This window comes from Kosakonia sp. MH5 (assembly GCF_009935945.1).
Classification (GTDB): domain Bacteria; phylum Pseudomonadota; class Gammaproteobacteria; order Enterobacterales; family Enterobacteriaceae; genus Kosakonia; species Kosakonia radicincitans.
This window is the reverse complement of the sequence record NZ_QODH01000005.1, coordinates 22,085-34,286: the sequence shown is the minus strand read 5'-3', so window position 1 is coordinate 34,286 and position 12,202 is coordinate 22,085. Positions and strand designations below refer to the sequence as shown.

The 12,202-nt window shown below is 50.7% G+C and carries 11 protein-coding genes; 5 read left to right on the top strand and 6 right to left on the bottom strand.

Annotated features, from left to right (window positions below):
- The first annotated feature begins 70 nt into the window (after positions 1–70).
- On the top strand, positions 71–742 hold the full coding sequence (locus tag DK872_RS14660) for a DUF3313 domain-containing protein (protein WP_149288757.1): 672 nt from the start codon (positions 71–73) through the stop codon (positions 740–742).
- A 254-nt stretch (positions 743–996) separates the two neighbouring features.
- On the opposite strand, the gene DK872_RS14655 is transcribed toward DK872_RS14660, so the two are convergent.
- On the bottom strand, positions 997–1,911 hold the full coding sequence (locus DK872_RS14655; RefSeq protein ID WP_035885601.1) for a DMT family transporter: 915 nt from the start codon (positions 1,909–1,911) through the stop codon (positions 997–999).
- A gap of 173 nt (positions 1,912–2,084) precedes the next feature.
- Between DK872_RS14655 and DK872_RS14650 the strand changes: the two genes are divergently transcribed.
- Entirely contained in the window at positions 2,085–2,960 is an 876-nt protein-coding gene (locus tag DK872_RS14650) for a helix-turn-helix domain-containing protein (RefSeq protein ID WP_072438905.1), read from the top strand.
- On the opposite strand, the gene DK872_RS14645 is transcribed toward DK872_RS14650, so the two are convergent.
- Complete coding sequence (locus DK872_RS14645; RefSeq protein ID WP_035885605.1) at positions 2,937–4,121, bottom strand: benzoate/H(+) symporter BenE family transporter; 1,185 nt, start codon at positions 4,119–4,121, stop codon at positions 2,937–2,939. The two genes, DK872_RS14650 and DK872_RS14645, sit on opposite strands and share 24 nt — an antisense overlap.
- A 76-nt stretch (positions 4,122–4,197) precedes the next feature.
- On the opposite strand from DK872_RS14645, the gene DK872_RS14640 reads away from it, so the two are divergent.
- Together DK872_RS14640 and DK872_RS14635 are read left to right on the top strand one after the other, a co-directional pair.
- Positions 4,198–4,791, top strand: a complete 594-nt coding sequence (locus DK872_RS14640; RefSeq protein ID WP_035885606.1) for a helix-turn-helix domain-containing protein — start codon at positions 4,198–4,200, stop codon at positions 4,789–4,791.
- Between the two features lie 217 nt (positions 4,792–5,008).
- A complete protein-coding gene (locus tag DK872_RS14635; protein WP_161518482.1) occupies positions 5,009–6,967 on the top strand; it encodes a U32 family peptidase in 1,959 nt (652 codons plus the stop codon).
- Between the two features lie 29 nt (positions 6,968–6,996).
- On the opposite strand, the gene DK872_RS14630 is transcribed toward DK872_RS14635, so the two are convergent.
- Together DK872_RS14630 and DK872_RS14625 are read right to left on the bottom strand one after the other, a co-directional pair.
- A complete protein-coding gene (locus tag DK872_RS14630) occupies positions 6,997–7,251 on the bottom strand; it encodes a hypothetical protein (protein ID WP_007372039.1) in 255 nt (84 codons plus the stop codon).
- A 70-nt stretch (positions 7,252–7,321) separates the two neighbouring features.
- Positions 7,322–8,284, bottom strand: a complete 963-nt coding sequence (locus tag DK872_RS14625) for a LysR family transcriptional regulator (RefSeq protein ID WP_090396793.1) — start codon at positions 8,282–8,284, stop codon at positions 7,322–7,324.
- Positions 8,285–8,377: 93 nt separating this feature from the next.
- Here DK872_RS14625 and DK872_RS14620 point away from each other — a divergent pair, with 93 nt between their 5' ends.
- Positions 8,378–9,058 carry a nitroreductase gene (locus DK872_RS14620; RefSeq protein ID WP_161518481.1) on the top strand — a complete coding sequence of 227 codons (681 nt, stop codon included), beginning with the start codon at positions 8,378–8,380 and terminating at the stop codon, positions 9,056–9,058.
- A gap of 546 nt (positions 9,059–9,604) precedes the next feature.
- On the opposite strand, the gene DK872_RS14615 is transcribed toward DK872_RS14620, so the two are convergent.
- Positions 9,605–10,489: an HNH endonuclease gene (locus tag DK872_RS14615; protein ID WP_079517876.1), complete on the bottom strand. Its 885-nt coding sequence runs from the start codon at positions 10,487–10,489 to the stop codon at positions 9,605–9,607.
- Complete coding sequence (locus DK872_RS14610) at positions 10,482–12,032, bottom strand: AAA family ATPase (RefSeq protein ID WP_079517877.1); 1,551 nt, start codon at positions 12,030–12,032, stop codon at positions 10,482–10,484. Before DK872_RS14610 ends, DK872_RS14615 begins: the two co-directional genes overlap by 8 nt.
- Positions 12,033–12,202 lie beyond the last annotated feature (170 nt).

The window sequence follows — 12,202 nt, the reverse complement described above, 5'->3', positions numbered from 1 at the left end:
TTTGCCACGCCGCACTGTAAATGCATTTGCTATAACTTAATGGCAATCGTGCACTCACAGGGAATTCCTTATGCGTAATCATGCGTTGGTTAGCGTTGCCGTATTGACCGGTCTGCTGGCGTTATCAGGCTGCGCCTCAAAAGTGACCGCGCCGGAAAAATACTCCGGCTTTTTGAAAGATTATTCCGGCCTGCAGGAAACCACTTCAGCAACCGGCAAACCGGTGCTGCGCTGGGTGGGGCCGGGATTTGACCCGGCAAAATATGACAGTATTGTTTATCACCCGGTAACCTATTATCCGGTAGCCAAACCCACCAGCCAGGTGAATCAACAGGTGCTGGATGGCGTACTCAATTACACCAACAGTAAATTGAAAGCCGCGGCGGCGGCGCGTAAACCACTGGTCACTTCGCCGGGTCAGCATAGCCTGATCTTCCGCGGTGCTATCACCGGCGTTGACGCCAGCAAACAGGGGTTGCAGTTCTACGAAGTGATCCCGGTGGCGATGGTGGTTGCGGGCACGCAGATGGCAACCGGCCACCGCACCATGAATACGCATCTCTACTTTGAAGGTGAGCTGATTGATGCCCAAACCAATGCGCCGGTACTGAAAGTGGTGCGCAAAGGAGAGGGCAAAGATGTAAGCAATGAAAAGGCGCAGGTCACCGTCGATTCCCTGAAACAGGTGATTGACGATATGGCGACCGACGCCACGATGTTTGATATAAGCTCAGTCAGATAAGCAGAACGTATTGTAAATTAAACCGATTTTTCGACTGACTGAGTTCAACTGGCTGCAAAGGGGGATACTTCCTTTCAGCCAGTTTTTTATTGAACAGCCTGCGCGAAAAAGCGATCGTGATGGGGCGCGCTGTACGTAGCGAGCAGTCTGCTACCACAGATAACCCCCAGGGATCGCATTAAGATCCCTGGGGTATCGCCGTTAATTTTTTAGACGGATGTACGGTCGATATTTTCCTGTGCCCAACTGGGGCATCAGCAAACGTTAGCTTTACGCCGCCATCCGCGTCCGCCCAGCCAGTTTTCCGGGCGGGCAAACATCACCAGGTTGCCGGTGAGGATCAGCAGTAAACCGGCAATCGCATTCAGATGCCAGACGTAACCCTCATAAAAGGTCGAAATACTCAACGCAACCAGCGGAAACAGCAAGGTGCTGTACGCGGCTTTGCTCGGACCAATGCGGCCAACCAGCGTAAAATAGGCACCAAAGCCGATCACCGAACCGAACAGCGCCAGATAGACCAGTGCGCCGAGGTAGCTTGTCGTCCACTGCGGCGTAAAATCGTCGCCGCGCAGCAAGCCAATTACTCCCATGATCAGCGTGCCGTACAGCATCGCCCAGCTATTGGTGGTCAGGGTTTCCAGCCCTTTACGCTGATGGCGCAGGCTTATCATATTGCCAAACGAAAAGCCCAGAGTCCCCAGCGCCGACAGACCAATACCCAGCAGCAGCGAGTTGCTCCAGCCGCTGGTGACCAGATCTTCCCAGAACAGCGTCACAATACCGATTAGCCCCAGCGCAGCAGCAATAAAGAAGCGTGCTGGCGGTTTTTGCCCGAAAAACAGGTAGCTGTTAACGGCGTTAAACAGCACCGCCATCGAAAAGATCACCGATTCCAGCCCGGTGTTAATCCACGCGGCGGCGGTATAAAAACACCAGAAGTTAAAGCCGAAGACACAACTGCCTTGCAGCAGACAAAACAGGTGATCGCGCAGCGGTAAACCACGCAGTTTGCGGCGAACCAGCAGCACCAGCATGATTGCCGCCGTTGCCAGCGCAAAACGCCAGAAAATCGACACCGGCGCGGGCACCGGGCCTTGTTGCAGAAAAATCGCAATCCACGTAGTTCCCCAAATAACCACCACCAGACCGTACAGCAATGCGTTCATAGTCATTTCCGATGCGAAAAACGAACCCTGAGTGTGGCAAAACGCGGGCAGGGGCGATTGCACGGGGTTGCGCCGGACTTGCATATTCTTGCGCTTTTCTTCACACAACGCTGGAATCCGGCTTCAGCTATTCATAGACTGGGGTTCTGGTTGATCAATGATAAATTCCGCGAATGCCTGACCACTACGAAGCCTTTGAAAATCTGAGCAAACACAACACCGTTTTGCACAATTCGGTGGCACTTCACTCTGGCATTCAACTGGCCGTCTGGTCGAACAAGCGCGACAATATTACGCAGTACTGCAACCACCATACGCTGAGCCTGTACGTGGCCGATGGCTACGAGAGTTACCACAAAACTGCGTATGGCTGGAAAAACGGCGGTGGGCCGGATCGTTTTTGCCTGATGCCGAAAGAGAGCGAATCGGTGTGGGATATTCGCGATGATTTGACCTTCGTCCACCTTTACTGCACTGATGAGCATCTGCGGGACGTTGGGGAGCGGGTCTGGGATCGCAGCCCAGCCGCATTCACCCTTGATGAGAAAACCTTCTCGCAGGATGCGCGCATCACCGCGCTTTATCGCCAGTTTCTGCTGGATTGCGACTGGCAGCAAAACGCCAACCAGCTTACGCTGAGCACCGCTTCAACACTGCTGCTGACGCATCTGGTGCAGCACTACAGCAATGTGCAGTGGCAATTGCCCGTGGTGAACGGCGGTCTGGCGCCGGTGGCGCTGCGTAATGTGCTGGATTATATCGAAGCGCATCTGGCGCATCCGTTGTTGCTGTCGGATCTGGCGGCGCAGGTTGCGCTCAGTGAATATCACTTTGCCCGCATGTTCCGCCAGTCGATGGGCGTTGCGCCGCACCAGTTTGTGATGCAGCGCCGGATGGTTAGGGCCAACGATCTATTGCTCAACAGCACTCTTCCGCTGACCGATATTGCCCTGGCCTGCGGTTTTAGTTCCGCCAGCCACTTCAGCAACCGCTTTAAAGCAGCAAAAGGGCTGACACCATCACAGCTACGCACGGCGCGCCAGCGTTAATGCGCCGTAGCAGACACCGCCTGCCACTAACCCCCAGAATGCCGAACCAATGCCCAGTAGCGTGACGCCGCTGGCGGTCACCAGGAAGGTGACAATAGCCGCATCGCGATCCGTTTCCTTAACCAGCGCCTGATGCAGACTACCGCTGATCGTGCCCAGAAGCGCCAGCCCGGCGAGCGTCTGGATCCAGCTCAACGGCAGGGCGGCCAGCAGCCCGCTGATCGAGCCGCCAAATATTCCCGCCAGCAGATAAAACAGGCCAGCCGCCGCCGCTGCCACCCAGCGTTTACTGGCGTCCGGGTGCGCATCCGGGCTTTGGCAAATGGCCGCCGTAATCGCCGCAATACAGATCGAATAGACACCAAACGGTGAGAACAATAGCGCCAGCGCGCCGGTAAAAATAATCAGCGGTGAAACCGCAATGGTGTAACCGGAAGCCTGCATCGTGGCGAAGCCGGGGGCATTTTGCGACGCCATCGTCACCAGAAAAAAGGGAATGCCGATGCTGATAAGCGATGTCCAGCGAAACTCCGGCGCGGTGTACACCGGAGCAACGATGGAAAGTGTCAGTCGATCCGTGACAACGTCACCATGTATTACGGCGACCAGCGCACCAATAATTAATGTTGCAACAATAGCATAGCGTGGGGCGAGGGCTTTACAGACCAGCCAGGCCAGTAGCATACTGCCGCACAACGCAAAATGGCCCTCAATATTGGTGAAGGCTTGCAAGCCAAAACGCAGCAGAATACCGGCCAGCATCGCGGCCGCCAGCGTGTGTGGAATGATTTTCATCAGCCGGGCGAATAACCCGGTGACGCCGCACAGCACAATGAGCGCGTTGGCAAAGATAAAGATACCGACCGCTTCACCGGGCGTTGCGCCTTGCAGGCTGGTCGCCAGCAGCGCCGCGCCGGGGGTAGACCAGGCAGTGAGTACCGGCATGCGATACCAGAGTGTCAGCGCCAGCGTGCTGATGCCCATGCCGAAGCCAAGCGCAGTCATCCATCCGGCGATTTGCGCCGGGCTCGCGCCAGCAGCAGAGGCCGCCTGCCAGATAATAGCGGCAGAGCTTGCGTAGCCGACCAGCACGGCGATGAAGCCCGCCAGAATGCTGGTAAACGGCAGCGAAGAGGTTGTGGAAAACGTGGCAAGACGCATTGGCGCTCCTTGTGCGTTATAGCATTCGGATAATTTAGCATCGTGCGCTATAGCGTACAAGTAAGCAGGAGGAATAATGGATCTCACCGTTTATCTGGCAACTATGCTGAAAAGCCTGCGTCAGGGTCGCGGCTGGAGCCTTTCCCGCCTGGCAGAGGAGACGGGCGTTTCCAAAGCGATGCTCGGGCAGATAGAACGCAACGAATCCAGTCCGACCGTGTCGACGTTATGGAAAATCGCCACCGGCCTGAATGTTCCTTTCTCCACTTTTATTGCGCCGCCGGAAGAGGAAACGCCGCGGGCGTACGATCCGCAGCAGCAGGCGATGGTGGTCACGCCGATTTTCCCGTGGGACGAGAAGCTGCATTTTGATCTCTTCTCGATTAATCTCGCGCCTGGCGCTATCAGCGAATCCACGCCGCATGAAGCCGGAGTTATCGAGCATGTGATTGTGATTAGCGGAGTGCTGGATATGTGCATTAACGGGCAGTGGCGAACCATCGCGGCGGGCAGCGGCCTGCGTTTTGCCGGGGATGAAGCGCATGCCTACCGCAACAGTACGGCGCAAACAACGCATTTCCACTCGCTTATCCATTACCCAAAAGAAAAAGCCGCAAGCAAGCCTGCGGCAAAAACGACGACGATTAACGAATCAGACAACCCTGAATAATTCGGGGAGCAGCATCTGCAACCCGAAGTATGACGGGTTAACAACGTGACGAGGAATGTCCGAGTCACCACCTTACTGTTAAGCGAAACGCAGCGGAAATAGCAATTTCGACATTGCATTACCACCTGGCGCAAATTCCCCCTGCGGCTGGTGGTGAAACGCCCCGGTTGTGACTACAATAGCCGCCATTTTGTACATAATGGATAACGACGATTGTATGCGCCTGCAACCCCATCATCTTGAACTGTTAAGCCCGGCCCGCGATGCCGCCATTGCCCGTGAGGCTATCCTGCACGGTGCGGACGCCGTCTACATTGGCGGGCCGGGTTTTGGCGCTCGCCACAATGCCGGTAACAGCCTGCAGGATATCGCCGAACTGGTGCCGTTCGCCCATCGTTACGGCGCGAAAGTGTTTATCACTCTGAACACCATCCTTCACGATGACGAACTGGAACCGGCGCAGCGCCTGATAGGCGAACTCTACCAGGCGGGCGTTGATGCGCTGATTGTGCAGGATATGGGCATTCTTGAGCTGGATATTCCGCCGATTGAGCTGCACGCCAGCACCCAGTGCGATATCCGCAGCGTGGAAAAAGCCAAATTCCTTTCTGATGTGGGTTTCAGCCAGATCGTTCTGGCGCGTGAACTCAACCTTGAGCAGATCCGCGCCATTCACAACGCGACGGACTCCACCATCGAGTTCTTTATTCACGGCGCGCTGTGCGTAGCGTATTCAGGACAGTGCAATATTTCCCATGCACAAACCGGGCGCAGTGCCAACCGTGGCGACTGCTCGCAGGCCTGTCGTCTGCCGTACACCCTGAAAGACGATCAGGGACGCGTAGTGGCCTATGAAAAACACCTGCTGTCGATGAAAGATAATGATCAGACCGCCAACCTGGCGGCGTTGATCGACGCAGGCGTGCGCTCTTTCAAGATTGAAGGGCGCTACAAAGACATGAGCTACGTGAAAAACATCACCGCGCATTACCGCCAGATGCTCGATGCGATTATTGAAGATCGTGGCGACCTCGCGCGCGCTTCCGCCGGGCGTACCGAGCACTTCTTTATTCCCTCGACGGACAAAACGTTCCATCGTGGCAGCACCGACTACTTTGTTAATGCGCGCAAAGGCGATATTGGCGCCTTCGATTCACCGAAATTTATCGGCCTGCCGGTCGGTGAAGTGTTGAAAGTGGGCAAAGATCATCTCGATGTCGAAGCCACCGAGCCGCTGGCGAACGGTGATGGCCTGAACGTGCTGGTGAAACGTGAAGTGGTCGGTTTTCGCGTCAACGTGGCGGAGAAAACCGCCGAAAATCGTTATCGCGTGTTCCCGAACGAAATGCCGGACGTGCTGAAAACCCTGCGTCCGCATCATCCGCTGAACCGCAACCTCGATCACAACTGGCAGCAGGCGTTGCTGAAAACCTCCAGCGAGCGCCGTATCGCGGTGGATATTGAGCTGGGCGGCTGGCAGGAGCAACTGGTGTTAACGCTGACCAGCGAAGATGGCGTGTCGGTAACGCATACGCTGGAAGGGCAATTCGACGAAGCCAACAACGCGCAAAAAGCGCTGGATAATCTGAAAGATGGCCTGATGAAGCTGGGGCAAACTCGCTACTACGCCAAAGAGGTTCAGGTCAATCTGCCTGGCGCGCTGTTTGTGCCCAACAGCCAGCTTAACCAGTTACGCCGTGAAGCGGTGGAGATGCTGGAAGAGGCGCGTCTGGCTAACTACCAGCGCGGCAGCCGTAAAGCGGTAGCCACGCCGCCGCCGGTCTACCCGGAAACGCATCTTTCATTCCTTGCCAACGTTTATAACCATAAAGCGCGTGAATTTTACCATCGCTACGGCGTACAGCTGATTGATGCCGCGTTTGAAGCGCACGAAGAGAGGGGCGACGTGCCGGTGATGATCACCAAGCACTGTCTGCGTTTTGCCTTCAACCTGTGCCCGAAACAGGCGAAAGGCAATATCAAAAGCTGGCGCGCTACGCCGATGCAACTGGTGCACGGTGATGAAGTGCTGACGCTGAAATTTGATTGCCGTCCGTGCGAAATGCATGTGATTGGGAAAATTAAAAACCACATCCTGAAGATGCCGCTCTCCGGCAGCGTGGTGGCGTCCATCAGCCCGGATGATTTGCTGAAGACGTTACCGAAAAACAGATAGCAAAACGGGTGGCTAAGCCACCCGTTTTTTTAGCGGTTATCTTCCGGCAGCGGCGGTTTTTTACCGTGCTCGTCTTTGTGCTTGTCGTTATGTTTTTCATCATGACGCGGCGCTTTATCGCCCTTGTGCTTCGGCGGCGGCGCTTCGCGCGACGGCTTCTTATCACCTTTATGGTGTTCGCCGGTTGGGTATTGATCCTGTGGTACCGGCGGACGATCGTCAGCAAATACCATTGAAGAGAAGCTCACGGCCAGAATGGCAGACATCAGTGCAATCTTTTTCATATTACGTCCTTACACGCGCTATTGCGTGGCGCTGATTTCACGCCAAAAAAGTGAAGATTTTATGGAGTCATTAACCTTCTGGAATATTCCTGGAAGATGACGGCAGATAGCGCCAGTAGGGCGGTGAACCGAAACTCGCCAGTAAGAAATCGATCACCACGCGGGTATTGAGCGACGGGTATTTCCCGCCTGGATAGAGCAACCACAGCGATTGCGCTTCGGCGGAATAGGTTGGCGAAAATTCCGCCATTAAATCGACCAGTTCACCGCGATTCAGCATCTCGCCTATCTGCCAGTCCGGATAAAGCAGGATTCCGGCGTCATTTCTTGCCGCCTGGAGTAACAATTCGGCATTGTCAGAAACAATTTTTGCCTGCGGGAAAAACTGATACTGCCGATCGCCCTGCTGAAAGCGCCAGCGCTGCAACCCCGTTTTTCCGCGATACGCCAGTAACTGGTGATGTTGCAGTGCTTCCGGCGATTCCGGTCGCCCGTGACGGCGAATATAGGCGGGCGTTGCCACCAGATGACAGCGCTGGCTGGCGATCAAGCGGCCATGCAGTTCTGAATCTTTCAGCGAGGCGATGCGCAGCAACAGATCCGTGCCATCGGCAAAGGGATCGATATAGTCATCATTCAGGTTCAGCTCGATGTACAGCGCCGGATAACGCGCACTCAGTTCGCTGATGCGCGGCCCGATATGCCGCAGGCCGAAGGAGGTTGGGGCGTTAATGCGAATGCGGCCGCCGGGTTCGTTGCGCCGTTCGCCCACCTGCGTTTGCGCATCGGCAAGCTGCTGGAGCATGACGCGAAAAGCCTCGGCATAAATATGACCGGCATCGGTAGCCGTCACCGCGCGGGTGTTGCGGTACAACAGTTGTGTTTCCAGCGCCTGTTCCAGTTGCTGAACAACGCGGGAAAGCGACGAGGCGGCAAGCCCTTCGTTACGCGCCACTTCGGACAAATTCCCTTCGCGCACAATGGCAAGAAACAGGTGCATCGAACGGGCGCTAATCTGGCTAAGTGATTTCATCTTTGCGTAATCCGCAATGGTCCATAGCGCATTGTAGTGTTTTTACGCACAGAGTTCATCGCTAACCTGTGAGAACGATAATCACCGGAGAGTATGATGAATAATGTTTTAGCTTTCGATGAAACCGTCCGCTTGCGTTCGTCCGTTCGCGCATTTTTACCCACACCGCTCACAGATGAGCAGATCCGCGCGGTATTGCAGGATGCGCAATACTCACCATCGAACTGCAACACGCAGCCGTGGCACGTGCATATGGTTTCCGGCGGGACCAAAGATCGGCTGGCGAAAATGATGACGGCTAACGACCTGGAAGGGCTGCAGACACCGGATTTCACTTTTTCTTATGAGGATTTCCACGGCGACTATATTGAACGCGCATACGAACAGGCGCGGCTTTACTACGAGGCTATCGGCATTGACCGCGACGATAAGGTTCGCCGCAAAGAAGCCTACCTGCGTAACTACCAGTTCTTTAATGCGCCGCACGCCGCGTTTCTGTTTATGCCGTCTTTTGGCGATAACATCCGCGTTGCGTCGGACATCGGCATGTACGCGCAAAGTTTTCTGCTGTCACTGACTGCGCGCGGTTTTGCCGGTATTCCGCAAACGATGCTAGGTTTTCACGCCGATATGATCCGCGCCGAGCTGGGCGTTTCCGACGAATATCGTCTGCTGTTTGGCATCTCGTTTGGTTATGCCGATAAAAGCGCCGTTGCTGCCAATACCCGGATGCCGCGCATACCGGTAGAAAACAGTGTGGTGATGCACGGGTAAGATGTTGGCCGGGGCAGGTGAATTCTGCTCTGCGTCAGGCCGATCACTGCCGAATATATTGAAACCAGCGCCGCCATTCATCTCAATGGCGGTTAAATCCGCAGGCCTGATAAGGCCACGCCGCCATCCGGCTATCAACGCGCAATTGCCGCTGCACTGTCTGTTACGTGTGGCGGCGTATCCAGCCGCTAACCGGGCTGATCACCATCCAGTAACACGCCAGCAGCTTTACCTTCGCAGTAGGGCAATGAATAAAAATTCCCGTGCGCAAGTGAGAACCTAACGTATATATCACCACCGTAAAACGCTGGAGCTATTTCTCGGCGGTTAGTCAAATAAGAGGCGGCTATGTGCCAGGAGCGGACATAACCACAAATATTGAACTATTTTATAGAGAGTAGCTCACAACTTATGAAAAAAGGGGCAGGATAAAAGAAGGCAACAGATATTTTACAGGTTCGTACCTTTAAGCACATAGAGCTGTGCATGAAACCTGATGCTGAAGTGTAGCGCCTTTATAGAGGAGAGGCGCTAATTTTGGAAATATCACTGGTTCATAGGAACCAAAGCACGTGGTTCCCCACATAATTTAAATCCAGAACTTATAAACCACTGGGATTCGACTAATGCAGCGAACATTGCACTTTGCCATGAATTTACATTGATTGTACTCCATGTAATGTAATGTTCCTTAAGAGCTATCTTCAAATTATTCTCTCCCCCTTGCTCCCATTCTCTTTTTAATAATTCAGCAATACCAGTTAGTTGTCTCCCTGATTGAGATGTGTACAACTCAGCTAGTTTGAATTTATTAAAATGCCATATTATCCTTTCGGCAAGAGAGGCGGAGATTCTGTTGTTTGGTTCTGCTTTAAATAATAATACCGGTGGTTTTCGGCCATTTTTCTTAATGGTTGCAACCAACCAAACATCTTCAATTAAACCATCGAAATAAGGGTTTATAATTTGCTCTTTATTATTTGTTGGGTAATGCTCCCTCTTTATATGATTGCATTCCATGCAGCATGGTATTAAATTAAGTGGATTAACAACCAATTTGGGATAAAGGCTTTTAGGTAAATAATGGTCAAGTGTGCTAACATTACGTTGAGCACAATAGGGGCAAATATCATCCTTTGCATTTAATTTAATTTTGTCGTAATATTTTTTCCTTACTATCTTACTTTGTGAAAAACTACTTTCATAAAGATCTTCCATTTCCTCCTTTGTCACATCTGGTGGTATACCATTTCCTTGTACCATTTCAAAAAACAGACTCGCATTACCTTTTCTATTAAAAACTCTATTTTCTGTAGTAATTTGAGTCCTAATGTTTCTAAGTCTCATTTTCAAGTTTTCTGATTGTTTTGCTTCAACACATGAATCAAAAACAGTTCCGAGCCTAAAAGATGGTTTAATGACCTTATTCATTTGAGTCTTCCTTATCCCTATTACTTAAAAGCCCTCTTAAAATCATTCTAGCTTCGGAACCTAAAGCCCCATCAAATTTATTTAACATAGTGTCATAGGAAGAGCCTACTTCAAGAGCATCCTTTAAAACTTTATGAAAACCAGATCTTGTCACTTCAAGACCAAATATTTCACTTGTGAGAATACCAACATTTTCTCCAAATGTTTCAATGCGAGGCCTTTGTGCTGATGATGCACTCCCTGAGCGAGAAATTTTCCAAACGCAATCTTTTGGTACCTCTTGAAGCAACACAGGGGAATGCGTAGCAACAAGACCAACACCATTTCGTTTTGTTAAAAGATCTGATAATGCCCGTGTGAATGCTGAAAGAAGTGGTGGATGGAGATGACTTTCTGGTTCATCTAAAATAACTAATGTCATTTCATCAACTAATTCCACTAGCTTAGTAATTGTGAGCAGCACAATAGCATGTCCGGAACTCAAATTACTAAATTTCGTTCTTGCGTGCATCTCCCAATCATCATCATTATATCCTAGAAGTTGACAGAAATCAGCCTCTTCAAAAAGTGGGTCTGTCTCCAAAGCTTTGATTGCATCACACCATCGTGTGCGTCTTGGACCGAGGCGGCAAACACTAAAACTTTCGACTAAGTCGTCCTTAAGCATCGATGGCGATTTAATTGAGACTTCTGTGCTGGAATTATCTTTAAAATATCTTAAGCCTATTTGATAGGCTTTCATCCCTTTAACTTTTATTTTTGGAAGATCAAAATCATCAAATGCACTAAAGGAAACGGATATTATCCCTGAGAAATTCCATTTACTCTCATTCCTTCTAATTATACGCCCATAATCCACTATGTTATCATTATCTTCAATGATGGAACGAACAAGATTTTGTATGCATCGTGTTTTTCCTACTCCATTTCTGCCAATTAATACATGAACATTACTTGAAGGTAATGAAGTGGGTTCGACAACAAACTCAAGTACAGGATCATTATCATTACTGCGAGGAAATTTAAACTTAAAATTAAACCGAGTTAACTCTGCATAACCATGCGATAACCGATAAAATTTGTTTTTTATATTTTCTATACTGAAATCACGTAACAGAGATTCCCCCATGACTTCTTCTCGGATGTTTTCATCGAGAATAGTAAGGTTGAATGCGCAATCCTTGATCGCTGTAAGTATCTCATTTTTTAATTCTTCATCAAGTTCATTCAATGCTTCGTAATAATTTTCACTTTGTCCTAAGGAGAAAAAGTCATTATCAAGAGATGAAAAAATATTATCAAGATCTACTCTTCTGAAGCCTTTGCCTTTGGAAGACGAAGACGCTGGTTTAAGCCCTTTTTTACCAATTTTTAGTGAACCTATGTCTTTCATTTTTCCCTTATCATCTACTACTCTCATATAATATTTTGTTTCATATTTATCCCAGTCATCCCAATTATCATTGGTTAAGTAAACGCATCGTTTATTACCAGGTGTTATAAACCCTTTATTATCAATTAGCTTAAATGTTAGCTTGCTCATAGTTACCTTGTATATAATTCATGAATGATATTTTATGGCGGTGATGATATTTAATTAAAAATTACACGATCTTACTTTATATAAAAATATATGATTTTCAATCACAATTGATTGTCCTAAAAATCATCCTTCGCGATTTTCCTCCGTGTCTTTCTCTTAAGGGATGATCT

Coding starts and splice junctions, on each gene's coding strand:
- DK872_RS14630 (WP_007372039.1), bottom strand. CDS start 7,251: ATGAAAAAGATTGCACTGATGTCTGCCATTCTGGCCGTGAGCTTCTCT.
- DK872_RS14650 (WP_072438905.1), top strand. CDS start 2,085: ATGCCTGACCACTACGAAGCCTTTGAAAATCTGAGCAAACACAACACC.
- DK872_RS14620 (WP_161518481.1), top strand. CDS start 8,378: ATGATGAATAATGTTTTAGCTTTCGATGAAACCGTCCGCTTGCGTTCG.
- DK872_RS14610 (WP_079517877.1), bottom strand. CDS start 12,032: ATGAGCAAGCTAACATTTAAGCTAATTGATAATAAAGGGTTTATAACA.
- DK872_RS14645 (WP_035885605.1), bottom strand. CDS start 4,121: ATGCGTCTTGCCACGTTTTCCACAACCTCTTCGCTGCCGTTTACCAGC.
- DK872_RS14660 (WP_149288757.1), top strand. CDS start 71: ATGCGTAATCATGCGTTGGTTAGCGTTGCCGTATTGACCGGTCTGCTG.
- DK872_RS14625 (WP_090396793.1), bottom strand. CDS start 8,284: ATGAAATCACTTAGCCAGATTAGCGCCCGTTCGATGCACCTGTTTCTT.
- DK872_RS14615 (WP_079517876.1), bottom strand. CDS start 10,489: ATGAATAAGGTCATTAAACCATCTTTTAGGCTCGGAACTGTTTTTGAT.
- DK872_RS14635 (WP_161518482.1), top strand. CDS start 5,009: ATGCGCCTGCAACCCCATCATCTTGAACTGTTAAGCCCGGCCCGCGAT.
- DK872_RS14655 (WP_035885601.1), bottom strand. CDS start 1,911: ATGAACGCATTGCTGTACGGTCTGGTGGTGGTTATTTGGGGAACTACG.
- DK872_RS14640 (WP_035885606.1), top strand. CDS start 4,198: ATGGATCTCACCGTTTATCTGGCAACTATGCTGAAAAGCCTGCGTCAG.